The 24,965-nt window shown below is 34.4% G+C and carries 19 protein-coding genes and 1 pseudogene; 9 read left to right on the top strand and 11 right to left on the bottom strand.

Annotated features, from left to right (window positions below; translation table 11 throughout):
• Positions 1-48 precede the first annotated feature (48 nt).
• Positions 49-1,488, bottom strand: a complete 1,440-nt coding sequence (locus B9N71_RS02285) for a hypothetical protein (RefSeq protein WP_085163966.1) — start codon at positions 1,486-1,488, stop codon at positions 49-51.
• A gap of 332 nt (positions 1,489-1,820) precedes the next feature.
• Between B9N71_RS02285 and greB the strand changes: the two genes are divergently transcribed.
• Positions 1,821-2,303 (top strand): transcription elongation factor GreB, encoded by a 483-nt coding sequence (gene greB, locus B9N71_RS02280; RefSeq protein ID WP_085163965.1) that lies wholly within the window; start codon positions 1,821-1,823, stop codon positions 2,301-2,303.
• 102 nt (positions 2,304-2,405) lie between these two features.
• Positions 2,406-3,509, top strand: a complete 1,104-nt coding sequence (locus B9N71_RS02275) for a YcbX family protein (protein ID WP_085163964.1) — start codon at positions 2,406-2,408, stop codon at positions 3,507-3,509.
• Here B9N71_RS02275 and B9N71_RS02270 read toward each other — a convergent pair.
• Both B9N71_RS02270 and ilvC read right to left on the bottom strand, forming a co-directional pair.
• Positions 3,499-4,071, bottom strand: a complete 573-nt coding sequence (locus B9N71_RS02270; RefSeq protein WP_085163963.1) for a cell division protein ZapC — start codon at positions 4,069-4,071, stop codon at positions 3,499-3,501. The two genes, B9N71_RS02275 and B9N71_RS02270, sit on opposite strands and share 11 nt — an antisense overlap.
• Positions 4,072-4,373: 302 nt before the next feature.
• Positions 4,374-5,852 carry a ketol-acid reductoisomerase gene (gene ilvC, locus B9N71_RS02265; protein WP_085163962.1) on the bottom strand — a complete coding sequence of 493 codons (1,479 nt, stop codon included), beginning with the start codon at positions 5,850-5,852 and terminating at the stop codon, positions 4,374-4,376.
• A 172-nt stretch (positions 5,853-6,024) separates the two neighbouring features.
• On the opposite strand from ilvC, the gene B9N71_RS02260 reads away from it, so the two are divergent.
• The 6 genes and pseudogenes from B9N71_RS02260 to B9N71_RS13460 form a co-directional block, all read left to right on the top strand.
• On the top strand, positions 6,025-6,261 hold the full coding sequence (locus B9N71_RS02260) for a YhdT family protein (RefSeq protein WP_085163961.1): 237 nt from the start codon (positions 6,025-6,027) through the stop codon (positions 6,259-6,261).
• A 6-nt stretch (positions 6,262-6,267) separates the two neighbouring features.
• Positions 6,268-7,719: a sodium/pantothenate symporter gene (gene panF, locus B9N71_RS02255; protein WP_085163960.1), complete on the top strand. Its 1,452-nt coding sequence runs from the start codon at positions 6,268-6,270 to the stop codon at positions 7,717-7,719.
• Complete coding sequence (prmA, locus tag B9N71_RS02250; RefSeq protein WP_085163959.1) at positions 7,694-8,569, top strand: 50S ribosomal protein L11 methyltransferase; 876 nt, start codon at positions 7,694-7,696, stop codon at positions 8,567-8,569. Before panF ends, prmA begins: the two co-directional genes overlap by 26 nt.
• A 28-nt stretch (positions 8,570-8,597) precedes the next feature.
• Positions 8,598-9,605 carry a tRNA dihydrouridine synthase DusB gene (gene dusB / locus B9N71_RS02245; protein ID WP_065589687.1) on the top strand — a complete coding sequence of 336 codons (1,008 nt, stop codon included), beginning with the start codon at positions 8,598-8,600 and terminating at the stop codon, positions 9,603-9,605.
• Between the two features lie 7 nt (positions 9,606-9,612).
• Complete coding sequence (gene fis / locus B9N71_RS02240) at positions 9,613-9,909, top strand: DNA-binding transcriptional regulator Fis (RefSeq protein ID WP_034883623.1); 297 nt, start codon at positions 9,613-9,615, stop codon at positions 9,907-9,909.
• Between the two features lie 198 nt (positions 9,910-10,107).
• Positions 10,108-10,234 (top strand): annotated as a pseudogene (locus B9N71_RS13460) (IS481 family transposase); the annotation flags it as partial.
• Positions 10,235-10,512: 278 nt separating this feature from the next.
• On the opposite strand, the gene B9N71_RS02235 reads toward B9N71_RS13460, so the two are convergent.
• From B9N71_RS02235 to B9N71_RS02210, 6 genes are all read right to left on the bottom strand, one after another.
• Positions 10,513-11,196, bottom strand: a complete 684-nt coding sequence (locus tag B9N71_RS02235) for an amino acid ABC transporter permease (protein ID WP_065589688.1) — start codon at positions 11,194-11,196, stop codon at positions 10,513-10,515.
• A gap of 6 nt (positions 11,197-11,202) precedes the next feature.
• Complete coding sequence (locus tag B9N71_RS02230; protein WP_085163958.1) at positions 11,203-11,928, bottom strand: amino acid ABC transporter permease; 726 nt, start codon at positions 11,926-11,928, stop codon at positions 11,203-11,205.
• Positions 11,929-11,930: 2 nt separating this feature from the next.
• On the bottom strand, positions 11,931-12,764 hold the full coding sequence (locus tag B9N71_RS02225; protein ID WP_370738293.1) for an ABC transporter substrate-binding protein: 834 nt from the start codon (positions 12,762-12,764) through the stop codon (positions 11,931-11,933).
• Positions 12,765-12,954: 190 nt separating this feature from the next.
• Positions 12,955-13,377, bottom strand: coding sequence for a nucleoside-diphosphate kinase (gene ndk, locus B9N71_RS02220; RefSeq protein ID WP_085163956.1), 423 nt, complete (start codon positions 13,375-13,377; stop codon positions 12,955-12,957).
• A gap of 19 nt (positions 13,378-13,396) precedes the next feature.
• Positions 13,397-15,694 (bottom strand): penicillin-binding protein 1C, encoded by a 2,298-nt coding sequence (gene pbpC, locus B9N71_RS02215; RefSeq protein WP_085163955.1) that lies wholly within the window; start codon positions 15,692-15,694, stop codon positions 13,397-13,399.
• A 133-nt stretch (positions 15,695-15,827) separates the two neighbouring features.
• Complete coding sequence (locus B9N71_RS02210) at positions 15,828-20,984, bottom strand: alpha-2-macroglobulin family protein (RefSeq protein WP_167370041.1); 5,157 nt, start codon at positions 20,982-20,984, stop codon at positions 15,828-15,830.
• 455 nt (positions 20,985-21,439) lie between these two features.
• Here B9N71_RS02210 and B9N71_RS02205 point away from each other — a divergent pair, with 455 nt between their 5' ends.
• Positions 21,440-21,628 (top strand): hypothetical protein, encoded by a 189-nt coding sequence (locus B9N71_RS02205; RefSeq protein ID WP_244178506.1) that lies wholly within the window; start codon positions 21,440-21,442, stop codon positions 21,626-21,628.
• Between the two features lie 306 nt (positions 21,629-21,934).
• Here B9N71_RS02205 and B9N71_RS02200 read toward each other — a convergent pair whose 3' ends face one another.
• Both B9N71_RS02200 and B9N71_RS02195 read right to left on the bottom strand, forming a co-directional pair.
• On the bottom strand, positions 21,935-23,524 hold the full coding sequence (locus tag B9N71_RS02200) for a hypothetical protein (RefSeq protein ID WP_085163952.1): 1,590 nt from the start codon (positions 23,522-23,524) through the stop codon (positions 21,935-21,937).
• A 490-nt stretch (positions 23,525-24,014) separates the two neighbouring features.
• Positions 24,015-24,956 (bottom strand): type IV pilus twitching motility protein PilT, encoded by a 942-nt coding sequence (locus B9N71_RS02195; RefSeq protein WP_085163951.1) that lies wholly within the window; start codon positions 24,954-24,956, stop codon positions 24,015-24,017.
• Positions 24,957-24,965: the final 9 nt, after the last annotated feature.

Here is a 24,965-nt window from a genome sequence, read left to right as displayed (position 1 = left end):
TTTTAGCTTGGCTAACATTTAATAGAGCTAACCACAAATTTAACTTCTTTATTTAGAACTACATAATGCGTAATACGGATGCTGATCATCTCTATCGCCATTTAGTGCAGCATCATTCATATTGATATAAATAGGAGAACCCGTAGAATTAGAAATATCACTAGTCCAACCATAGGTTGGATTATAAAAATTATCACCTTGATAATACGCTAATCCCCCCCATTCAGTAATTAATCCCCCATGTACAGCTCTTTTATAGTAGTTATCAGGATTATTACCATATTTATCTTGATGAAGCAGAAAGTTTGCATTACTCAGCTCTCTAAGAGATGCTAATTTATAATCACCTAAACTTCTGCACCAATCTTTTTGCTCTTGATATGTATCAATATATTCTCCTCTATTGATAAACCATTTAGTTATCCGGAAACTGTAACTAAGCATTACGCCTTGTTTGGTTTCGCCTATTATCTCAATATCAACAGGTAAATTCGCTTTAGGCGCTGTAGCTCGATTAGCACCTTTAGATGAGGAATCAGGACCTTTTAACGTAACCAGAACCATATTTTTTGCATCATAAGCCTTAAAACCACCTACAACTACTGCTCTTGGAGCCTCTGACTTTGCAACTGTCGCTGTAATTGCGCCAGGTGATCCTTTATCAGGATCCGATGTTCTTACGATCCATTTTGTTGTGCTTAATGAATTATCAATATTCTCGGTAATTAAATAGAAAAAGAGACCATTTGCACCAACTGAAGGGAAATTATTTAAATAATCATTTTGTGCTACAAAACCATTCCAGTCTACCCAATCAAAAACAGATCTATCCCCCCAAGAATAAGCTGGAGCACTATAAAGCATATGTGGACTAGCATATTTGATAGCTTCACCACCTACTTGTACATTAAAATTTCGATAAGGTGTTTTTGTTATAGCAATCTTACTATCTGGGTAATTTTGAAAATTTGGAACTCCGTATTTTGTAGTTAATGCTACCCCACCACTAACTTTAATATAAGGATAAATACCACTTTTTACTAATTTTTCAAATGTCGTTTTTGTTTGATCGTCTGTTAATTTAACTTCTTTATTATTTTCGTCTTCGTAATACCATTCCAGCGAAACTGGGTTATCCTTGTCCTCTGATAATTTAATATCTCCATCACCATCAACATCTATAACCTCAGAGTTTTCTGGTTGTTTAATTGCTGCTAATAAACCTAAACTTTCAGGAGTTTTAGTTGAAACATCTGAGCCTAATGCTGTGTTCAAATCACCTGTATAAAAATAGGTATTTCCATTATAGATGACACCAAAATAATTAAATGCTTTATTGGATTGAATATTATTTTCAATTGAACTAATAAAACGAGGACTATTTCCATTAATAGGATTTGCAGTAACAGCCGATAATGCTAAAGATTTAGTTGAAAAAAAACTAATAAGACAAACTAGACCCAAAATTGGCTCTTTCCGTGTAGTCATATTCATTCCTAATGGTGATAATAATAACAACTTATTTATTTTATTATTGTATAATTACGAAATTAAATTTATTTATGCGATATAATTAACTTAATTACTTATTAAGTAAGAGATATTCCAAGAGTAAAATTAAAAAACGCAACACAAGCAATAAAAAATAATATCATCTCGATATTGATTTTTAAAGATTATTTAACGTTATTTTGATAAACATTAAAAAATAGAATAAATTTTATTAAATAAATGTCGAGTTTTTATTCGAATCATATATTTTAACAAAGAAATATCGAACTTTTACTCGAAAGATAAAGATTGCTATAAGGAATAAAAATATGAGAAAGAATAATTATATAACAAGAGAAGGTTATTTGAACCTTAATCGTGAATTGAAATATTTATGGAAAGAAGAAAGACCTCGCGTTACACAAGCTGTATCAGATGCAGCAGCCCTCGGCGATCGTAGTGAGAATGCAGAATATATTTATGGAAAACGAAGATTACGCGAAATTGATCGGCGTATACGTTTTCTTACCAAGCGACTAGAAACGTTAACAATTGTCGAACCACACCCAAAACAAGAAGGTAAAGTATTTTTTGGTGCATGGGTAAAATTGGAAGATGAATCTGGTAATTTACATATTTACCGTATTGTTGGTAGCGATGAATTTGATCCTAAAAAAAATTGGATATCAATTAATAGCCCTGTAGCAAAAGCATTAATAGGTCATAAAGTTGATGATGAAATAGCCGTTATCACCCCTAATGGCAAAGTACTATATTATATTACTGAAATAAGCTATAGCGAGTTATGCTAATATGCCTTAACTTATTCATTCTATTTGTTAAATCTAAAAACTATAAGATATGGGTAATTAAGTATATAATTATCAAAACATTTGTAATTTATGTAAGATATTATGATTTTCGTCAATCAACTATACATCTACCCAATCAAATCGATGCAAGGGATACAACTAACAAAAGCAAATACAGTTGATGGAGGCTTTGAGCATGACCGTATATTGATGCTTAGTGAACCCGATGGCACTTTTATCACGGCAAGACAACACCCTGAGCTCCTGAAATTCAAAACATTCATAGTAAAAAACGAAGTACATATTTCGCTATCTCCAACTGAAATGATAATATTTAATCTTGATGAGTTTTCGTTGAATTATGAGCCTACTGAAATTTGGGGTAATCATTTTACTTCATTAATTGCCCCTATAAGAGTCAATCAATTTTTCAGTCAAATTTTGCATAAAGATGTACAATTAAGATGGGTTGGTCAACAATTAACTCGTCGAACCAAACGCTATCCTGAAATTCCTGTTAGTTTTGCTGATAGTTATCCTTATTTGTTATTAAATAAAGCTTCATTTGATTATTTACAACAGCAATGCCCTGAAAAACTCGATATTAGACAATTTCGTGGAAATATTGTTATTCAAGGAGCACTACCTTTTGCGGAAGACGGCTGGAAAACAATAAAAATTGGCAATGTGATTTTTGATATTGTTAAACCTTGTAGTCGCTGTGTTATAACGACAATGAACATAAAATCTGCAACATCCTTAGCTGATAATGAACCAATTAAAACCTTACGTTACTTTAGAGCCGATAAGCAAGGTGAAATTGATTTTGGTATGAATATGATAGCCCGAAATCATGGAACAATTTCAGTTCACGATAAAATTGAAGTATTGGAACGGCAACCAGCTAAAAATTATATTAAAACCTTTCCAACAGAAATAAAAACTGAAGCAAAAGTTTGTACAATAAATTTTGAAAATCAAATAATTAAAGGTAATAATAAGCAAACTATTTTAGAGCAGTTAGAACAACATAAAATAGCATTACCTTATTCTTGCCGTGCAGGTATTTGTGGACGTTGTCTAGTTGAATTAAAACAAGGTGAAGTAGAGGCATTAACACAAGCTGCTATTAGGCGAAATAATAAAATTTTAGCCTGTAGTTGTGTGCCTAAAAGAGATATTACAATTAAATTACTTAAGAAATAGCCTTAAATTCAAAATTATCTGAAGTCAGCTTTTGTTCAGTAAATTTTTTCTCTACAGATATTAATCTATCATTCATTACTTTAATTGCTTCAGAAAACACAAACGTTTTATTCATTGCAATAAATGAAGCTTGTGCAATAATACAAAGAGATGCATTTTCCCCCGCTTCAACGACCATTAAACAAACCTTTTGTCCATCTTCTTGTAAAATTACCTCAACAATATCAGCTATTTTGGGCTTGTATAACATTGGTTGTTGTGAAAAATACCAACTTTTAGGCATTTGAGGCTTTAAAAAATTAGCTGCAACAATAGCGTTAATAGCTAGTTCAATCTTTTGTGAATCTGTCAAATTAAGTAACTGACAACTATTATAAAATTGATAATAAGACGTTGCGTCACTAACAGAAAATGGAAACTCACCAAAAACATCAGGAACTAACATTTTACTTGGATAACAAGAACGAAATAACATTTCAGATGAAACTTCAAGCATTAAACTATCGTATTCGCTATCAAAATACCATCGCCAACAATCAGTTGGTCGAAAAGTCATTTTCATTAATATGTTACCCTTATCATTTGATTTAAAATTGGTCAAAAAGATAACATAAATTACATAAAAAATAAATAAAAAGTTAAAATAAAAATAATTTAATTATATAATTTTTAAAAATTTAATTATAAAGTGAAAGGATCAAAAAAATATAAATTGGATCTAAATTAAATCCAGTTAGATCCTTTTAGATCTAATTATTTTATACTGAAACATATACTTACCTGAAAGTTTTTTACAGTAAATTCAATTTTTAGATACAAAAAAAGGTACTTTTCAGCACCTTTTTTATAATTATAAATAGCTATTTAGCTTGCAACATTGATGCGTTTCATATCAGTCATATAACTACGTAATTTACGACCGATTGTTTCAATTGGATGATTACGGATTTCTTCATTCACATCGCGTAATTGTGCATTATCAACACTACTTTCAGGAATCGCTTTACCTAGATCGCCAGCTTGTAACATTGGCATAAATTTTTCTTTTAATAGTGGTACAGCGGCATTAGCAAATAGATAGTTGCCATACTCAGCTGTGTCAGAAATAACAACATTCATTTCATACAAACGTTTACGTGCAATAGTATTAGCAATAAGTGGTAACTCATGTAATGATTCGTAATAAGCTGATTCAGCTAAAATACCAGATTCAAGCATAGTTTCGAAGGCAAGTTCAACACCGGCTTTAACCATTGCAACCATAACAACGCCTTGATCAAAATAAGCTTGTTCATCAATTTTACCTTGATAGTCAGCAGCTTTTTCAAAGGCGGTTTCACCTGTTTCTCTACGCCATTTAAGAAGGTTCGCATCATCATTTGCCCAGTCTTTCATCATAGTTGACGAAAACTCACCTGATATAATGTCGTCCATATGTTTACGATAAAGATCCGTCATGATCACTTTTAATTCTTTTGCTAAAGCATTTGCTCTCAATTTAGCTGGATTTGATAAACGATCCATCATTAAAGTAATTCCACCTTGTTTTAGCGCCTCAGTGATCGTTTCCCAACCAAATTGGAGTAATTTACATGCATAAGCAGGATCAACACCATCTGCCACTAGCTTATCAAAACAAAGTAATGATCCTGTTTGTAACATTCCACAAAGGATTGTTTGTTCACCCATTAAATCTGACTTAACTTCGGCAACAAATGACGACTGTAAAACACCTGCACGATGTCCGCCAGTTGCCGCTGCCCATGCTTTAGCAATTGCTAGCCCTTCACCTTTTGGATCGTTTTCTGGATGAACTGCAATTAGTGTCGGCACACCAAAACCTCGTTTATATTCTTCACGAACTTCAGTACCAGGGCATTTAGGTGCTACCATCACTACTGTAATATCAGAGCGAATCTTTTCTCCTACTTCAACAATATTAAATCCGTGAGAATAGCCAAGCGCAGAGCCTTTTTTCATCAACGGTTGAATAGCTTGAACAACGGCAGAATGTTGTTTGTCAGGAGTCAAATTGATAACAAGATCTGCTGTTGGAATTAATTCTTCATAACTTCCTACTTTAAAACCATTTTCAGTTGCTTTCTTCCATGATGCGCGTTTTTCAGCAATAGCTTCTTTACGTAATGCATAAGATATATCTAAACCTGAATCTCGCATATTTAGACCTTGGTTAAGACCTTGTGCTCCACAACCAACAATTACAATTTTTTTACCTTTCAAAAAATTAGCTTCTGATGCAAATTCATCACGAGCCATAAAACGACATTGACCTAATTGTTCTAATTTTTCACGCAAATTCAATGTATTAAAATAGTTTGACATTTTTCTCTCCAAGAGTTTAGGTATTCATAATCAACAATAAAACACTATATAATACTTTTAATATTGCTAAAATTGATATATTTAAAATATAATATTGCATAAATCGCAATATACTTGCTAAGTTCAATGCTTTCTTTTACTCTAAACCACCCTTAATTTTGAATAAATCAATATGGATGCTCGATATAAACAAGCAAATAAAGAGGCTAAACTTTCTTTATTACTAACTTTTATTTATCTTCTTGGATGGATCGTTTGTGCATACTGTATTAACGACAAAATAGGATTTTTAGGTCTTCCATTGTGGTTTGAACTATCTTGCATTATGGTGCCTATCGGTTTTATATTGCTTTGCTGGTTAGTTGTAAAATTTCAATTTAAAAATTTCTCATTAGAACAAACTAAGTGATCTAACATGCATTTAGATATTATTGTACCGCTTGTCATCTATCTTGTTTTTGTATTCGCATTATCAATTTATGCTTATGTAAAACGCAAAAAAGTAAATCAATTTACTGATTATTTTATCGGTAATCGCACCATGGGAGGATTTTTACTCGCCATGACACTAGCCGCAACTTATATTAGTGCCAGCTCGTTTATTGGTGGTCCTGGTGCTGCTTATAAATTTGGCCTTGGTTGGGTGCTATTATCGATGATCCAAGTTCCAACTGTATTACTCTCGCTTGGTATTCTAGGCAAAAAATTTGCCATTTTAGCTCGTAAATATGATGCTATAACGTTAAGTGATATGCTTTATGCTCACTATAAAAGTAAAACTATTGTTTGGCTAGCAAGTATTACCCTTGTCGTTGCCTTTATCGGCGCAATGACAGTACAGTTTGTTGGTGGGGCTCGCTTACTACAATCATCAGTAGGTATACCTTATCATACGGGCTTATTAATATTTGGTATTGGTACGGTTATTTATACCGCATTTGGCGGTTTTCGAGCCAGTATATTAAATGATGCTTTTCAAGGGTTAGTGATGATCATAGGTGCTATATTATTACTTGGTGCTATTATCTATGCAGGTGGTGGAATCACTGCAATAATTGATCAGCTAATAAAAATTGACCCTGCTCTTTTAACACCACAAGGACCTAATGACTTTATGGACTTTCCGTTCATGGCTTCATTTTGGATATTAGTTTGTTTTGGTGTGGTTGGCTTACCTCATACTGCTGTTCGTTGTATGGCCTATAAAGATAGCAAAGCAGTACATCAAGGAATTATTCTTGGCACCATTGTCGTTACTGTTATTATGCTAACTATGCATTTATCTGGTGCTTTAGGGCGTGCTATTATTAGCGATTTAACCATTCCTGATCAAATAGTACCGACATTAATTATAAATGTATTACCACCTTTTGCTGCTGGAATCTTTTTAGCTGCTCCACTTGCCGCTATTATGTCCACCATTAATGCTCAATTATTACAAGTATCATCTGTTATCATCAAAGATCTGTTTTTAAGCATCAAAACTAATATTAATTTCAGTGATAAGTTTCTTACTCGGATTTCGGTCACTATCACTTTTATTTTTGGTGGGTTACTTATTTGGGCAGCATGGACCCCGCCTGATATGATTATTTGGCTAAATTTACTCGCTTTTGGTGGACTTGAAGCTGTCTTTTTATGGCCGTTAGTACTTGGATTATATTGGAAAAAAGCTAATGCTACTGGTGCTCTTTGTTCAATGCTTACAGGAGCTATAAGTTATACATTATTGGCAAGTTATAATATTAAATTATTATCACTACACCCAATAGTCCCCTCTTTAACTATTGGATTTATTATTTTTATTATAGCCAATATGTTTGACAATAAAAGGAAGAATTATGCCTTGGATTCAACTCAAAATTAATACAACCAACGATCTTGCTGAACAAATTAGCGAACAATTAGAGGAGTCTGGTGCTGTATCAGTCACTTTTCAAGATACCTTTGACACGCCTGTCTTTGAACCATTACCCGGCGAAACTAAACTTTGGGGTAATACCGATGTGATTGGGCTTTATGATGCTCAAACAGATATCGATGAATTAAGAGCAATATTAAATCTTGAACAATATTCTTATAAAATTGAACAATTAGAAGATAAAGACTGGGAACGTGAATGGATGGACAACTTTCATCCTATGAAATTTGGTGAGCGACTTTGGATTTGTCCTAGTTGGCGTGACGTGCCCGACACTAATGCTGTTAATGTTATGTTAGACCCTGGATTAGCATTTGGCACAGGTACTCACCCAACCACGGCATTATGCTTAACTTGGCTTGATAATTTAGACCTTAAAGATAAATTAGTTATCGATTATGGTTGTGGATCTGGTATTTTGGCAATTGCTGCACTAAAATTAGGTGCAAAACAAGTAATCGGTATTGATATCGATCCTCAAGCCATTCAAGCTAGCCGTGACAATGCACAGCGTAATGATGTCAGTGAAAGACTAGAGCTTTATTTATCAAAAGAGATCCCAGACAATTTGCAAGCAGATATAGTTGTTGCCAATATTTTAGCTGGACCATTAAAAGAGCTTGAACCACATATAAGTAAATTAGTAAAACCTGAAGGTAAACTAGGTTTATCTGGTATTTTAACTACCCAATCATCAAGTGTTTGCATGGCTTACCAACCCAATTTTAAATTAGATCCAGTGGTTGAACTTGACGAGTGGTGTTGTATCACTGGTAAAAAAAATAAAAAAAATTAACGCTACCCCCTTTTAAGTTTGAAAAAAAATGCGTAATATAGCCGACTTTAATTTACTTAGCATTGGTGAACTAAAATTAAAGAATAATTTAATTGCTGCACCAATGGCTGGAATAAGTGATAAACCATTTCGTAATCTATGTCATCGATTTGGTGCTGGTATGACTGTTTCAGAAATGTTTTTAGCAAATTCTGATGTTTGGCATACCGATAAATCAGCTATGCGAATGATAGCGAGTGATGATGTTGGTATTCGTGCAGTACAAATTGTCGGTTCTGATCCCGACGAAATGGCTAAAGCTGCTGAATTTAATGTCAAACACGGTGCTCAGTTGATTGACATTAATATGGGATGTCCGGCTAAAAAGGTCAATAGAAAATTGGCTGGATCTGCTTTAATGCAGTATCCGGAACTTATTAAAAAAATTTTGCAGAAAGTTGTCGGTGCAGTTGATGTTCCGGTAACATTAAAAACGCGGACTGGATGGAATAAAGAAAATAGAAATTGCATAGAAATCGCACAAATTGCACAGGATTGTGGTATAAAGGCAATTACTATTCACGGAAGAACACGTGCTTGCTTATTCAACGGTGTCGCTGAATATGACTCTATTAGAGCAGTTAAAGAAAATGTTACAATTCCTGTAATTGCTAATGGAGATATTTGTACACCTGAACAGGCAAAAGATGTTTTTCAATATACGCAGGCTGATGCTATAATGATCGGGCGAGCGGCACAAGGGCGACCTTGGATATTTGAAGAAATTGCATTCTATTTAACACATGGACAGTTACAGAAAAACAAAAGTATTGATGAAGTAGAACAAGTTGTACTATCACATCTTGATGATCTTTATCAATTCTATGGAGAATACAAAGGATTAAGGATTGCCAGAAAGCATGTAAATTGGTACACCAAGAATTATGCTGACAGCGATCAATTCAGGCGCTTATTTAGTGTACTTAGCAATACAAGTGAGCAAGTAAACACTCTAAAAGCATTTTTTAGTAAAATTAGAAACAACCCAAAGAGTTAAGAATACTATGTCAGAACAACGCGTTACAGCTGCAGCACTTAAATTTACAACTGTAAATTCTCAAGACCAAATAACACAAAAGCCATTGCGTGATTCAGTGAAGCAAGCTTTAAAAAACTATTTATCACAATTAAATGGTGAAGATCCGACAGATCTTTATGAATTAGTGTTAGCTGAAGTTGAACATCCATTCCTTGATATGGTTATGCAATATACACGCGGCAATCAAACTCGAGCAGCAAATATGCTTGGTATCAACCGCGGTACACTTCGCAAAAAATTAAAACAATATGGAATGAGTTAATCTTCTATTATTTAACATTTTATAATATAAAAAGTACCTTAATATAAGGTGCTTTTTTTCTATTTTAGAACACAATGAGAAAATTCATTGAATTATCCTCTTTCATAAAATATATAAATAAACTGGGTTTCTATACCTCATAAGAATAGTTTTAATCTGACATTTGCGTTATTTTATAACGTAACTAGGAGTGTCATAATTGAATCAAACAGAAAAATCATTAAACCTAAATTATGGCTTTTAGAATTAACCAGCAACTTAGTACGCACAATAAGCCTGTAAAGTCATAGGATATAATCGAGATAATTATTATCGCTTTAAAAAATGAGCAATGAGAAGGGACTTGCTCTTCAAGAAATCAGTTGTAGTAGCTCAGATTTAATTTAAGCTAGTACATTTAAAAATGCATCTTTTAAGATTAGTGATCATGAAAATTCAATAATATATCTTCCACATTTTTTTGACTTATACAAATAATATTTAATAGCTATATTGAAACACATCCCAAAGCTAAAGATTCAATCGAATTTTACATGAATAAATTAAGAGAACGTTATTCAAGTAAATAGTGAAATCCCCCATATACTCTATGAGAATATTGTTTTATTTAAAGCAAAATAATTGGCGTTTTGAGAAAAACGTAACCGCAAAATCAAGCGAGGCGCAGATGATAAAATAAACAACTATAACAAATAGAAAGATTTCTGTTGGATAAATCATACTACGATTATTAATTTGGGTTGCAATAAAAGTAAATTCCGCTACTCCAACAATATAAGCCAGTGAAGTATCTTTAATCAGTGATACCCATTGATTTACAAAAGACGGCAACATCATTTTAAGGGCTTGTGGTAATATGATAAATATAATAACTTGCTTTTTAGTTAAGCCTAATGAAAACGCCGCTTGCCATTGTTCTTTAGCCACAGCAATCATACCTGCATGAACTGAATGTCCAATGTATGCAGCTCCTATCAAGGATAATGCAAATATTACCGTTGCAATTGCTGGCACATCTACACTAAGTAACACAGGTAGAAGAAAGTAAGTCCAGAAAATAAGCATAATGACAGGAATAGCTCTTAAAAAACCAAGTATACCAACTAAAAAATAACGCATAACTCCTTTTAAAACAGTCAACCCGACTCCAGCAAGAATACCCAAAAAACTTGAAAATATAATTGCGGCAAAACTCATTAACAGCGTTAAAAAAATTCCTCCGGGAAAATTTCCCCACATCATATAACTGAAATTGTGGTAAATAACCTCTAAACCTTTAAGCTCCATAAATGATTACACCTTACCTATTTGCAATCGTTTTACTTGATAAATATTACCCAAAGTTCCAACAATCACTATCGCCAAAATATATAATAAAGTTGCAATAGCAAAATCTTGAAAGGTTTTTAATGATTCGGTTTCAACTTGACGCGATACATAAGAAAGTTCTAACACACCAATAGCCATTGTTAACGACGAATTTTTTATAATATTCATGTACTGGCCAATTAAAGGCGGAAATGCAATACGAAAACTTTGTGGCAAAATAATAAATCGCATACTTTGCCACCAAGTTAAACCTAATGCCAATGAAGCCTGTTCTTGCCCCCGACTTACACCAGCTATACCCGCTCTAAATTCTTCGGCAATAAAAGCACTGGAATAACAAGTTAAACCAACTAAACCGATTATAAATTCAAATGATGGCATTTTCAGTGAAAAAAACAGCAACTGGATTTGCGGTTCGTCAAATAACCATAATTTAAATTCTATTGGTAATAAATTACCCACACCAAAATACCAAAAAAAGAGTTGAGGCAATAACGGAGAATAACGAAAAATTGCGTTATACCCCATTACTATAACTTGAATGAATTTAATTCGACTTTGTTGAGCAATAACCAGCAAAAAACCTAGTGATGTTGAAAATATAATGGTTAGCAATGAGATAGCTAACGTAACTAAAAAACCATCCCATAACCACCACAAATAACGAGGCTCAAGTAATTGCTCATACATAACTACTGACCTTTACCAATTTTAAAATCACCACGAGGCATCGCTGATGCAGTTTCAGGTCCAAACCAACGATTATAAATCGTTAATGCTTCACCATCTTTTTCTAGTGTTAACAAAATTTGATTCACTTTTTCTTTCAAGCGATCTTCCCCTTTTGGTATACCAACAGCTTGATATTCTTGAGTAATACTAAATGGTGAAATTTCAAATACAGCTCGTTGTTCTTCTGGTAAATTCGCTAATAGGCCGATTAATTTTGCATCATCTTGAGTAATTGCCTGCACAACACCATTACGTAACGCTGCAAACGCAAATGGTGTATCATCATAAGAAATTACTTTAGCTGTTGGGTATTTTTCTCGCAATGTAATTTCCATAACTGTACCTTTATCGGCACCAATACGAAGATTTTTCAAATTATCTGCTGATTTCAATACTCCTTTTTTTGCTACAAATTTCTGACCAGTCGCAAAATAAGGAAGACTAAAATCAACAGTTTTTGCTCTTTCATCAGTAACGGTAAAATTAGCTACAATTAAATCGGCTTTTTGGGATGTTAATAACGGAATTCGATTGGCCGGATTAGTCGGAACTAGCTCAACATTAACCTTTAATGCTTTTGCTATCTCGTTGGCATAATCAACGTCAAGACCAACAATTTTATTTGTCTTTTCGTCAATATAACCAAATGGCGGATTACTATCAAATACCGCTATTTTTATTTCTCCTCGTTTCTCAATATCATCAAGGCGATCTGCATAAGCAGAATTTGCACCTAACAAACTACTTACTAATGCAACAACAGCTAGTGATTTAGTCAACAATTTCATTCTGATTCTCCCTCAATCAAGGTTATGTTATGTACCGTTAAAGTCTAGCAACAAAGAATCGAATAAATAAATAACAAATACTCACATGGTTATAACTTAAAGTTATATGTAGTAGCTTTCGATTAATGACATTAAAAAAACTAATACAAGCTAAAACAGCTTATATCACTATTTTGATTTATTTAATAATATTGATTTACCCTACTATCTCGCTATCAACAAAAAAATAAGCAATTTCTTTTTCAGCCGTGGCTAGAGAATCTGAGCCATGTACGGCATTTTCAGTCATACTGTCAGCAAAATCAGCTCGTAAAGTGCCTGTGGCTGCTTTAGATAAATCAGTTGGTCCCATCAATTCTCGATAACGCTTAATAGCATTATCGCCTTCGAGAATCTGAACAACTATCGGCCCAGATATCATAAATTTAACCAACTTATCAAAAAATGATTTACCTTGGTGCTCAGCATAAAATCCTTCTGCCTGTTCTTTTGTTAATCTAAGCATTTTTAAGGCAATAATGTTAAGTTTTGCTTGGCTAATACGGGTTTCAATTTCACCAATCAATTGTTTTTTAACGGCATTAGGTTTGATGATAGATAAGGTTCTTTCAATAGCCATAGGTTTGCTCCTTGTTAGTTTAGTCAAGGGTAAATGTCATTCGTGAAATTTGTCCACTTTGATCTAATAAAAATAGATGATGTAAACCTTTATGAGTAACTGTCAAAGCTACCTTTTGATCGCCATACGTTTTCTCAATAAGTTGACCATCTAAAAACCACCATTTGTCACCAACACCACCTTGTGGAGTTAGATCGATAGTGACATCTTGCTGCCCAGGTAATCGTTTTACCAATTGCTTATCTTGCAGCCCAATAATATTGAGTGGCAAAAAGATATCTTTACCAAACACTGGGCAATGATTATCAACTTCAGGAATTAGCGATTGTCGACGTTCTTTGGGTAGTAGCCAATTTTCTAAAGCTATTGGCCAAAGTGCAACCTGTTTTTTATGTGCATTGCTACAGTCTGCTGACACACGTTTGCCGGCATCATTTACCCAAATAGTCACCCACCCTGAACGATAAATATTATTATTAAGTGCCGTTAGCGTATCAAGTGTTGGAGGTATCATATTATTTAATACCCATGCATTTTTTTGACGGTGGCAGTTTTCATCAGTTGCAGGTAACTTTTGTCCTGATGGCCAACAAATTTTTTCTAAGGTTACTGTTGTCGGTTTAGTTACTAAGGGAAGTGGGCGATTTATTCGTCGCTCTTTATTTAATAATAACGTGTTAACTTGTTGTAGTATCGGCACCGCTGTAATACTGCCATATTGACCAACAACGGGCGTTCCATCAGGACGACCGACCCAAATGCCAATCAAATAGCGAGGATTGACCCCAATCGCCCATGCATCACGATATCCATAGCTAGTGCCTGTTTTATAGGCAAGCTGATAATTATTAACTAGCATCTGTCTTGTGATCCATGCACTTCCATCGCTAATAAATGGCTTGCTTAGTAAGGGATCTGCTTGCGTAAATCGTAAAGGACTTACTTGCCCATGACGAGCAAAGGCACTATATGCGCTAACTAAATTATCCATTCTTAACGACGCACCACCCAAAATATACGATATATTAGGATCATTACCTTTAGATTGAAGCGGTAAGCCAATACTAAACAGCTTGCCAGCAAATCGTTTTGGTCCATAAAGCTCAATTAACTCAACAGCAGGTAAGTTTAATGAATTCTTTAATGCATCTGAGGCACTTATTGGTCCATAAAAATCTTCATCAAAATTCGTAGGTCGATAATCAGAACTGATTCTAGGTGTATCTTGCAATAACGATTCAGAATGAATCATGCCGTCATCAATCGCTAAAGCATACATAAAAGGCTTTAATGTCGATCCAGGAGATCGAAGCGAACTTATCATATCAACCTGACCGAATCGCTCTTTATCGTTAAAATCAACCGACCCAACATAGCCTTTTACGGACATATCCGTATGATCGACAACTAAAATAGCTAGTGAGTTTTTGGGAGGTAACTGATTTTTACGATTAGCAGCAATATCTTCAAGGCTGTATTGAAGGGAAAGATCGATATTTGATCGAATAATATCAACATCAGGATATTGTTGACTTAACCTTCGAGCTAATAAAGGAGCTAATTGTGGCTTTTTACGTGGGTAAACCCATACTTCTTCTTTTCTAACTTGCTCTATAATATCAGATGACCATACCTGATATCGGGCCAATCTTGCTAGAACTTTGTCGCGTGCTTGTTTGGCTCGTTCGGGGTACCTATCAGGACGCAAACGACTGGGTGCTTGTGGCAATACGGCCAATAAAACCGCCTCACTACGTGTTAACGCTTTGGGCTCTTTACCAAAATATGACCAACTAGCAGCCCCTAAGCCTTCGATTGTCCCGCCAAATGGGGCTCGATTAATATATAAAGTTAAAATTTCATCTTTTGTAAAATGTAATTCAAGTTGTAGTGTTCGAAATATTTGTTGTAACTTTCCTGCCATGGAGCGATCGTGTGGATAAAGCAATCTTGCAACCTGCATCGAAATAGTACTACCACCTGAAATAATTCTTTTATTGGTGATATTTTGCCAAGCTGCTCTCAATAAAGAGGCAGGATTAATACCAAAATGATCATAAAAATGGCGGTCTTCATAATTTAATAACACATCAAGGTAATCATTGGGGACTTCATCTAATTTGATAGGATATCGCCAAATACCATTTTCATCAGCAAATCGCCACAGAGGCGTACCATCTTGCGCAAGAATTGTTTGTGTTGTTTTATTTTTTGTTATTGATAAAGGATAAAAGTAATCGGCAACAAAAAAGATACCTAATAACAAAAGGATAGAAAAAAATAAGAAAGCCAGAATTTTAAGTAGGCGCTTTTTCATTTTGTCAAAAAGTTTCAGGTAACACTATGTTTCAGTATAATATGTTTCAGTATAAATAGATGCCGCTAACAATTGTTAGCGGATAATCAATTTGTTTACATTTTAAAAATCAAATTTAATTGATACATACTAGCTATTGTTGTTTAGGTTCATTGGGCTCTACATTGCGCTCAACAATAGACATTAAGTCAATTGATTGACCAATTGCAAACCGATCGGGCCGATACATAGATTCAACATAAGGGTATGGAATCATATAATTACCTGCCGTCACTGCTCTAGCCAAATAAGCAACCTGCGATCGATAAGTACCATCGCTCACATAGTGATTAATATCAACAGCCGCAACATATCTATCATCACGGAATTCTTGATATTTAATATCATTGCTATCTTCATCTTTCAACAAATTGGCAATTTCCGGTATTGCCTGTAGACTCACACTACTATTTGTGAGATTTTGATTTTCTAACTCAAGTCCAGCAGGTAAAAAATCAACAATTAACGCATCGTGAACGACTTCTTTATGTGCTCTAACATCCAATAATACCACCACTAAATCACCCACTTTCAAGTGATCAGGTTGAATTTTGTTACCTTTCAAATCGTAATAGGAACGATTGATAGTTAAAACATTTTCATCACTCGTTGGTGCAGGCGCTTTCTTGTCATAACCTGAAACGGTGAATTTAATATAAAGTGGTTGTGCATTTTCTGGATTAGAAATCGTTAATCTATTGGCTAAATTAGCAAAATCAAAAGAGCGTGATAAAGTCGAATCAACCTCATTTGACTGCTCGTTGATCACCACATTAAATTTATGTGAAGATTTATGTTGTTCTAATGACCAGCCAGCCACAAATAATGCGTTAAGTTCCTGAGTTGAAAAATAACGAGTATCATTAAGCAAATCAGATAACTGAATTAAATAATCAGCTTGCTTATCAACACTTAAATTATTTTCTACCAATAAAGATAAAACTAATGCATTATCACGAATAGCACTACCATATTCGCCTAACCAAGAATAACGATTATCATAACTTGTTGTAAATACTCGAGGCATCAAATTATTATAGATATTATCAAAACCAGCCAGCTTGGCGGAAAGCGCTAACTGAGCAACTGGTAATGGTGACAATACTTTAAAATCACTCTCAGTGATCTGTTGATACATTCGATTAATTTCATTACGCATAGGCACAGTGATTTTATTTTGCCTTGCCAACACAGCTAAAGCATAAGCTTTAGTTGCAAATTGCGTATAATTGCTTGCTTGTGAATTATCATAGTAGCTTTGTAACCCATTAAATGCATTGGCATCATAAGTATATTGGCTGATACGGGTAATTGCTGCATCAAGCGCTTTATTGTTGACATTATAACCACGCTCACTTGCTTGGATTAAAAAATCAGTCGCATACACCGTTAACCAATATTCCTCGGCACTGTCTTTGCTCCATAAACCAAAACTACCATTATTACGTTGCATTGATAAAATTCGTGAAATACCTAATTGTACTTTCTCACGTCGCTCTTTATCCGATTCGGTTTTAATTCCCAAAGCTGCAAGCTGGTCTTGGTTTGCATACAATGATGGCATTAAACCACTAATGGTCTGTTCTAAACAACCATATGGATAAGCAAATAGCGATTTAATATATTGAGCAATATTTAACGGCGGTTGATTAGATACAATTAATTTACCATCAACCGTGTTTTCAATCATCTCAGCTATACTATCTTCAGGTAAAACCCAACTTTCACCACCATTGATTGCTGCTGCATAATATTTATTGGTAGCGGCATAAGCCGGTCTAACACCGACTGCCCACGATCGCTTGATCTGATAATTTGAGCCATCCTCCAATAAAATTCCTGTGACATTAATTGTCACCGTACCTTGTCCATAACCATAATCAGCAACAACTGGCACTTGAATAATCTGTCTTTGCTTGCTATCAAGTGTAACTTTCGTAGACTCAACTGCATTTTGATGAATCAAACCATCCGTCAAAACATTGACCTGCATTGTTTGTGTTTTTTCGGTTAGATTATTTAGATCTAGTGCCAAGGTAGCCTGATCACCACCCGATAAAAAGCGAGGTGTAGATAGCTCAGCAACAACTGGCGATGCAACTATCATGGCTTGTTCCGCTTTACCATAACGGCTATCATCCCATGCTTGAGCCATTATGCGTAATTCGCCATTAAAATTAGGCAAAGCAAGGTCAACAACACCTTCACCGTCATCATTAAGATCAATAGTTTGCAATTGTTGAGCCACAATTTTAACTTCGTTTAATGTTTTTTTACCGCCTGGGCCAGATTCACCAAGCATAGCATCACCACCAAAGCTCACATTCAAATTGCGTCCTTTACCTTCAATTAATTTGCCATACACATCATAAAGATCAACTTCATAACGTTTACGACCCAAAAATGCGCTATAAGGATCAGGTGTTGCAAAATTAGTAATGTTCAAAACACCTGAATCAACAGCCGAAACCAATACTGAAACCTTATGATCCTTTTGGATTGCACTTTTATCTATTTTGACCTTTATTGGAATAGTTTTTTCAGGCTCTGTCTTCGTAGGTGCTTCAATGCTCAAGTTTAATTGACGATTTGAAGTGTCAATTGGTAAATAAAGTAACCCAATTGCTCGTTTAATTGTCTGAACTGCAGCGTCAGTTGATGGGCGAATAATCATCGCACTAATATAAATATCATGGCGTCCCCAATCTTGGATTGGAATTTCAACATCAAGACCGTTTTCACCAACAGTGATATCTTTTTTCCATAATATACCATCATTGGTTTCAAGTGAAATATAACCCGAGCCTGCTACTGGAGCTTGTACATGTATTTTAGCAGTATCACCAACCGAATAGGCAGTTTTATCCAGGCTTAATTTAACCTGATCTGGACGAACAGCATTGGTGCCATTGGTATTATCTTCCCAATTATAACCACTTCTAAAACGTAAACTACTGATAATATTATTTTTAGTATCAACAATTTCAATACGATAAAAGCCATAATCATCCGTTTGGTAACTCACTTTAACTGTACCATTAGCAGCGATAGACAGCGGTTGCTCTTGCACAACGAACTCACTTGAATTGTATGCTTGATACCACCCAGTATGTTCAGACCAAGTCCAATAATAATTATGACGTTCACGAATAATTCTTGCCTTTAAATGACTAGCAGCCAGCTTTTGCCCATCAGTGTTAACATAAGCCACTTCAAATTCAGCATTAGCACCTTTATCAACTGTCGGACTAGTTTCATATTTATCTAATGACCAATCATAATAAGGTGATTGAGAAAATAGTGCACGCACAGCAGGCATTTGCTGATTTGGCCAAATAATTTGGCTGGCATAACGAGTAACAGGGCGTCCTCCTGAATCAAGTAAACTGGCTTGCAAAATAAATTTGATAGGAAAACCCAATTTACCCCAATCGCTAGTATCAATTCCTACTTGTGCATTGCCATTTTTATCTAAAGTCGTCTCAATATTATAAAGTTGTCTACCTATACTATTGTCAGTCACATTACCAATTTTATAATCAGCAAGTTCAGGTATTGAATCAATTTTTTTAAGATAAATATTACCTTCTAAATTATTTCCTGCTGCTGGAGCACCATAAAGATACCAACCTTTAACATCAAAATTGACACGTTTATCAAGCGTAATAGGCTTATTGGATGCGGTCGTAATTTCCATTGCCATACGCTCTGGTAAAAATTCTTCCACACGGAACCACACATAACGGTAATTATCGTCGCCTAAATTAAAACGAAATGCCCATTTACCCGTTGCTGCATTAGCTGGAATAACATATTGCCATTGATATAAACCGTTAGATTTTGCTTTAGCATCGACAGTAAAATTCTCAACAACTTGATTATCGGGTGACATAACATCAACCACAATTGGTTGCAAAGGCAATGGCTTACCATCAGCATTACGCAAAAGTGCATTAAAATAGACCGTCTCTTGTGGGCGATACAAATCACGAGGCCCAAAAGCAAATAGTTGCTTTTGATAAAAAGTAGACCCCGTTAAATTATATTCACTTAAATTTAATGCGCTACGATCCAAATTCACCAAAGAAATTTGATTACCATCACTTGCCGTAAGTAGTGCATAATCCATATCTTTTGGCAAAGTGACTTCAGCATAACCTGTAGCATCAGTTTTAGCCGAAATAGTGGTACAGTTTTTATTACTATCTCGAATACTTTTGTTACATAAAATCGATATATTTACATCAGCAAATGGTTTTCCATTGTCAAGTCCATGGGTAATAACAGATAATTTACCATTGTTGTAAGCATGAACCGCAACACCTATATTACTGATCGAAAATAGCGATGCAGGATTTGTATAATCGTAACTTCCTGCTTGATTCATAACAGCTAAATAAATCCCTTCTTGCTGAAGTTGCGGAATGGATGATAAGTTAAGTAATACGGTTTCTTGCGAATTACGCTTAGGATTAAGATCAAACCGAGACGTATAAACTAAATCAGCAAATTTATTAATATTCTTTGAATTCCAAGCTGACACTTGGTTAATAAAACCATAATCAGCGATAAAATCAGATAACTGTTCAGGTTTAATTTTAAAGAAATTAACATCAATTTTATTAACATTAAGCGTAGTAACAGGTAAACCTGTCATTGATTTGCTTGGCAACAAAAAACCATTACTAGCAAATCCCACCATCGGCAGGCGATCTTGAGTTTTAATTTCTGCTTGGTAGACTTCTTTTAAGCTGTTGCCATTAATTGCAGCTAACATCTTATCAATGGTGAGATCTAATTGACGATTTGGTTCAAGATAGCGATGTCTTAATTCTAATCCGTTATCCGACAACTCCCAAGCTCCGTCAACATTACCCGTTTGGCGATCAACTAAACGAAGCAAATTAGAAAAATTGAGTTTAGGATTTAAAGGAACCGAAAAGGTAATAACTAAAGTACTTGAACCATCAATAATGACCTCTGAACTATCAATAACAGTTAATTCTTTACCGTGATATTTTTCAACTAATTCTGGTGTGGGGTTAAAGGCTAGTTTTGACGATTCATCTTGTACGATATCGTTGTCATCACTAGGATTGCTAATATCAGCGGTTGTATTATTATCAATAACTTTTGTTTCTGATTGCGTTTCTGCCTGTTCAGCGCGTGTGTTTTGTTCAGCGTCTTTATTATCACAACCAGCTAATGCTAACAGCAGGCTAAATACAACTAAATGCTTTACTAACCCCATTTTCCACCCCATAAACAATAATTCTTATTACTAATTATTTTTATCTAAATTTTAACCACATATTATGTACTACCTTTGACCTTTTAGCAAAGGGTGTTTAGTAAGAATAGTTATAGTGGATTGGCTGAAAAATGTAGCCGACTTAAAGTTACTCGTCTTAGCCATAATATTCGCCTTTTTAAACTATCTTCGCCTTGTAAAATATTTAAATTTGTACCAATTTCTATCTACCTAATAAAACCAAATTCATCAATCCCTAATTAGCCTACTTGGATCGGCTACACTAATTCATACAACTTTTTTAAGGAGTAAGGTAAACTTATCACAACTAAAACGGGGACAAATATGAATAAGATTAAACGCAAAAGACGAACATTCACAGATGATTTAAAACACCAAGGGTCAGTCTTTATCAACATGGTAAATCACGTAGTGAAATCGTTGCAGAATATGATTTGACACCATCCGCATTGGACCGTTGGATAACGCAAGCAAGCCAAAGCGGCTCATTTAAAACAAAAGATAATCGCAGTCCACAAGAACAAGAGTTAATCGCGTTGCGTAAAGAGCTTAAACAATTCCATATGGAAAACGATATTCTAAAGCAAGCAACACTGATAATAGAACGAAACTTGCTACCCTAAAAGCAAATCGATATCATTATAGCATAACAAAACTATGTCAATTTTTGGAATGGCACAACCATTTAGCCAACCTAAATATCTACCTTATTTAAATATATGATGCAATTGATGTTTAGCTACTTTTCTATTTATCTTTTATTTTTATCATAAAAGTTTTATAGTTTTTGTTACACTATTTTAGGAAATCGTTACATGATTATTTAAAAAGTATAAATATAAATCAAGCCCAACCTTGCGGTTAGGGCTTTGTTTTTTTATTATGATTATTCTTATTTAATACTATATGCCAACTTACAGATTAAAAGGTTAAGGGGTAACACATATCCCTGGATATTTGTCGTCAACATATCCTCTTTCCTTAACAGACACTACGCCGTTCTCCGCTATAATTTCAAAAGTATAATCATTATTTTTACTGAAACCCACAAAGTGAGAGTTATTGCTAAACTTAGACATCGGGTAATTACCATAACTTCCCCACTCTGTTAAAAAACCAGCACCTATTTGACGTTGGTAATAATTTCCATTTGAGAAAGGCATCGCACCATCTACCCCATCTATACACGGAAAATGAAAATAAGCGTTATTATCTATAATACCACATTTTGCATTGGTCAGATCCTCTATTTTTACCGCACGATAATCTCCTAAACGACTACACCACGTATCGATAGGCGGCATCTCTTCAACATACCCTGATTCGGTTCTACCTACAAACCATTTTTTCAATACAAACCCGTATTTTACTTTATTACCATGGTTATCTTCGCCCACTAATTCGAATGTTTGTGGTAAGTTTGGTTTGTATATTCGATCAGGAAAACTAATCATACCTAAATATTCCACTGTTGGGCCAGTTAAAGTAACTCGTGTTCCCCCTTTACGGTCAAACTGGTTACTAGCGCGATCATCTGGTGGCACTACTTCTATTGTCGCCGTTATTCCTTCTTTTGTAATCGAAGACCAAGTTAGCTCTTTTTCGTCTATTCCTCCAATATCTAAATAAAAATACACATTATCACCGCCCGTCGTTGGAAAATTACGAGCGTATGATTCAGGGGTAGCAGTTTGGGTAAGAAAGCCTCTATCTGGATCCCATATATTTGCTGGGCCGTGATAGCGTTCATCATCTGCATAATCTAAACCACCATAACGTAGCCCCGGCCTGGCATAGCAAACAGCTGGTGAGTCTTTTGGGTTAATGTAATACGATGTGGTGGCAGCACTAACCATAATATGGTCAGGTGTGCCATATTTTGTTTTTAATGTGCTATCAGTATTACTTAATACTACTTTATAAGGTGCATGACATATCGTTAATACTTCACTACGATTAACAGCTCGATTATTTTTATCAGTAATTTTTACTGATATTTCGCCAGTTGCTGAAACTTGACCATCACCATCATCATCACCCCAATAGTTATATGGTTCTGTAACAAGTGTGTTTAACGGTATATTTAGCTCGCTAGAATTTTTTGATAGTGGAACAAACATACTAATATCAGTAAAACGTTCCCCACTCTTAGGTAACACAATTGGATTTGCAGTGGTTGAATCATTAGTTGAAGGTGTAATTATTGTACCGTTAGATAACCGAATCCCTAATAACCCATCAGACGAAGTTATCTTAGTTTGCCCACCATCGACCGTAAAATATGGTGCAGATCCTTGAATAGCATAGGCAGAATAAGATGTTAATGCTTGTGAACCAAAAGAGTACAATAGTAATGAAGCTAAAAATATAACGTTTGATACTAAATTTCGCATTAAATCAGGCAATAATTTTTTAGGCAATGTCGAGAATATAAATGAGATGAACGTAAAAATACGGGTAGCACGATAACACTGTAAAGCTAAGATATCGATTTGCTGAGATTTAAAATAGTTTGACATAATATCCCTCTGTCAGATATTTTTTATTTTACTCTAATTTCAATTACTAACACTCAATCTTTTGAGGTTTTTCAATTATTAAAGTATAGCTATTAAAAAAAATTTGACTACTTTTATGAAATTTTTTTTGTAAAGATTTGTAAACATTTGTAAACGTTTTTTACAATTAAGCTTTTGGGTTAATTTTAATTGCTTTAAACTTTGATAATTTCAGGAAAACGCCGAGTTGTTTACACTTCATGGTTAAAATAATCCTCTAAAAATCATAAGGCATTTTCCCTGAAATCGCTCTATGTGCTTTAACGGTATTATAAAAATTAATAAAGCGTTTAAATTTTTGTTTTCTATCTTTTAAATCGATAAATATTTGCTGATTATGTCATATCGCAATTCAAAGTTTTTATCACTCTTTCCGCTTTGCCATTCGTTTGTAGTCACAGGTAAATAAATAAAATTAGTTTATGATTAAAGATTATTTCAATTTCAGTAATTATTGATCCGTAATAATTTGCATACCATGTTGTCGCCCCGTCTGCATAAGGGAAATAATTTGTTTAATTTTGCCTTCATTAATTAAATTACTGACAGCAGGAGTATTGATAAGCACTTCAAACAACGCTTTACGCCCATTTTTTGTTAATATTAGCTTTTGACTGATAATTGCTCTTAAATTATTTGATAATTGTGTGCGAATAAAGTTACGCGAATTTTCATCAAATACATCAATAATACGATTAATGCTTTGAATAGCAGAACATGTATGTAACGTAGCAAAAACTAAATGCCCTGTTTCAGCTACTGTTAATGCAGTTTGGATAGATTTTTTATTACGTAATTCCCCAAGTAATATTATGTCAGGATCTTGCCTTAAAAGGCTATCAAGTGCGTAGTCAAAATTTGTAAGCTCTCTTTGTTGAATTAATGAATGTTGATTATGATAAATAAACTCAATGGGGTCTTCTAAAGTAATAATGTGTTTGGATTGAGTTGAGTTAATATATTCAATTAATGATGCAAGCGTCGTTGATTTACCACTTCCTGTAGCACCTGTCACTAAAATAATACCACTTTCGTGCGTTATTAGCTTTTTAAAAACCTCGGGCGCACCTATTTCATCTAGATCTGGAATCTGTTTTTTAATCATTCGAAACACTGCCGAAATACCACGCTGTTGATAAAAAATATTGACTCTAAAGCGACCTATTTCAGGAGATTGATAGGCTAAATCAATTTGTTTATCTTGCTGTAATTGTAATTTTTGTGATTCATTAAGTAACGCTAATAGTTCAGATTCTAAATCTAACGGCGATAACTTTTCGTTTGATACACACTGTAATTGTCCATTAATGCGAATGCGTGCAACTTCACCACTTGAAAGATGCAAATCGGATGCTTTTTGCGTTACACTAAGCGACAACATCGATTTTAACATTATATTTTA

The organism is Gilliamella bombi, assembly GCF_900103255.1.
Classification (GTDB): Bacteria; Pseudomonadota; Gammaproteobacteria; order Enterobacterales; family Orbaceae; genus Gilliamella; species Gilliamella bombi.
The sequence above is the reverse complement of the archived record's forward strand: the minus strand, read 5'-3'. Positions and strand labels throughout refer to the sequence as shown.

Excerpts from the sequence above, each read along its gene's own strand:
- B9N71_RS02285 (WP_085163966.1), bottom strand. The coding sequence starts at position 1,488 with ATGACTACACGGAAAGAGCCAATTTTGGGTCTAGTTTGTCTTATTAGT.
- panF (WP_085163960.1), top strand. The coding sequence starts at position 6,268 with ATGCATTTAGATATTATTGTACCGCTTGTCATCTATCTTGTTTTTGTA.
- fis (WP_034883623.1), top strand. The coding sequence starts at position 9,613 with ATGTCAGAACAACGCGTTACAGCTGCAGCACTTAAATTTACAACTGTA.
- B9N71_RS02275 (WP_085163964.1), top strand. The coding sequence starts at position 2,406 with ATGATTTTCGTCAATCAACTATACATCTACCCAATCAAATCGATGCAA.
- B9N71_RS02235 (WP_065589688.1), bottom strand. The coding sequence starts at position 11,196 with ATGGAGCTTAAAGGTTTAGAGGTTATTTACCACAATTTCAGTTATATG.
- greB (WP_085163965.1), top strand. The coding sequence starts at position 1,821 with ATGAGAAAGAATAATTATATAACAAGAGAAGGTTATTTGAACCTTAAT.
- B9N71_RS02210 (WP_167370041.1), bottom strand. The coding sequence starts at position 20,984 with ATGGGGTTAGTAAAGCATTTAGTTGTATTTAGCCTGCTGTTAGCATTA.
- ilvC (WP_085163962.1), bottom strand. The coding sequence starts at position 5,852 with ATGTCAAACTATTTTAATACATTGAATTTGCGTGAAAAATTAGAACAA.
- B9N71_RS02260 (WP_085163961.1), top strand. The coding sequence starts at position 6,025 with ATGGATGCTCGATATAAACAAGCAAATAAAGAGGCTAAACTTTCTTTA.
- B9N71_RS02270 (WP_085163963.1), bottom strand. The coding sequence starts at position 4,071 with ATGAAAATGACTTTTCGACCAACTGATTGTTGGCGATGGTATTTTGAT.
- B9N71_RS02195 (WP_085163951.1), bottom strand. The coding sequence starts at position 24,956 with ATGTTAAAATCGATGTTGTCGCTTAGTGTAACGCAAAAAGCATCCGAT.
- B9N71_RS02230 (WP_085163958.1), bottom strand. The coding sequence starts at position 11,928 with ATGTATGAGCAATTACTTGAGCCTCGTTATTTGTGGTGGTTATGGGAT.
- pbpC (WP_085163955.1), bottom strand. The coding sequence starts at position 15,694 with ATGAAAAAGCGCCTACTTAAAATTCTGGCTTTCTTATTTTTTTCTATC.
- prmA (WP_085163959.1), top strand. The coding sequence starts at position 7,694 with ATGCCTTGGATTCAACTCAAAATTAATACAACCAACGATCTTGCTGAA.
- B9N71_RS02200 (WP_085163952.1), bottom strand. The coding sequence starts at position 23,524 with ATGTCAAACTATTTTAAATCTCAGCAAATCGATATCTTAGCTTTACAG.
- dusB (WP_065589687.1), top strand. The coding sequence starts at position 8,598 with ATGCGTAATATAGCCGACTTTAATTTACTTAGCATTGGTGAACTAAAA.
- ndk (WP_085163956.1), bottom strand. The coding sequence starts at position 13,377 with ATGGCTATTGAAAGAACCTTATCTATCATCAAACCTAATGCCGTTAAA.